This window comes from Marinobacter sp. EN3 (genome assembly GCF_000475315.1).
GTDB lineage: Bacteria > Pseudomonadota > Gammaproteobacteria > Pseudomonadales > Oleiphilaceae > Marinobacter > Marinobacter nauticus.
Window position 1 is genome coordinate 1 of sequence record NZ_AXCC01000006.1, and the last position, 1,000, is coordinate 1,000.

At 45.6% G+C, this 1,000-nt stretch carries 1 protein-coding gene; it reads left to right on the forward strand.

The window, feature by feature from the left end; genetic code table 11:
- The first annotated feature begins 161 nt into the window (after window positions 1-161).
- Complete coding sequence (locus Q675_RS23405) at window positions 162-917, forward strand: hypothetical protein (protein WP_023010672.1); 756 nt, start codon at window positions 162-164, stop codon at window positions 915-917.
- The last annotated feature ends 83 nt before the right edge of the window (window positions 918-1,000 follow it).

The window sequence follows — 1,000 nt, forward strand, 5'->3', positions numbered from 1 at the left end:
ACTTATTCAGAGCCTCCCTAATTTTTTCTATGGTATGTATGGCGATCACTCGAATAGCCCAAACGATCGAGCCAATAGACTGCTTTGTCCAAGAGAGTTAACAAGGCCAGGCACAGCGACGCCTTTTTCGTTGCGGCTTCGCCTCCACTACAAAGCCGCGCATGCTGGCGGCGTTAGGCAAGATCAGAAAAGGTGTTCTCGTGCCCAATGGAGTCCTGATTTTTAAAGGAATGACAGTTGGAGTCTTGCCTGGAGACCTATCCATTTCTGTGGACGATGAAGGTAAGACTAGTGGAAATCTCGTTCTTTCCACAGCATATAATGTCGTTCCCATCTGGCTAAAAATTGCCCATGACAATTTGAAGCAATCCAAGCTTGCCTCCACTGCTATTCCTGAGCATTGGGACGAAGATTCGGAAAATCAAAAACAGCTGTTAATGCGCGAGCTTGCGCCATCAATGCAGGTCATTGTTGCTTGTGGCATAGCACTGGACGGGCTTTACGATACGTTGCGACCTCATGCCAAATTGAGTGCAGAAGAAATCGAGGCTTGGAAAAAGAAAAAGACCTCTAGGGCAAAGCAGATATCTGAGGTATTTCGTCGAACTCACAAACTAAAAAAGGAAACTTATAATGAATTTTTCGCCTGTATCGATCAGGTCATGAAATTCAGGGATAAGGCGGTTCATCCTTCATTAAAACTAGAGAATTCGTGTTCTCGTCCAGATGTTGATGTGGCCGTTGATTGGAAGTTCTCTGCATATCGCTTTACCAACGCAGAGGTCTGCTTTAACAATACCGTCAAACTTGTTGCCTATTTGTACGAAAATGGTTCTATCTCCACCAAAGTTGACGAAAGCTTATCCAATATCATCGAGGCCCTGGAAGAGTTGAAGGTTGTTCAAAGAAGTGCCTAACCAGGCCATGCACCGGATGCCAAAACCTCCGCTTCGCTTTGGTTTTGTCACCGGTGATGGCGGGCGTTAAGCTTTATTGTTGC

Excerpts from the sequence above, each read along its gene's own strand:
- Q675_RS23405 (WP_023010672.1), top strand. The coding sequence starts at position 162 with ATGCTGGCGGCGTTAGGCAAGATCAGAAAAGGTGTTCTCGTGCCCAAT.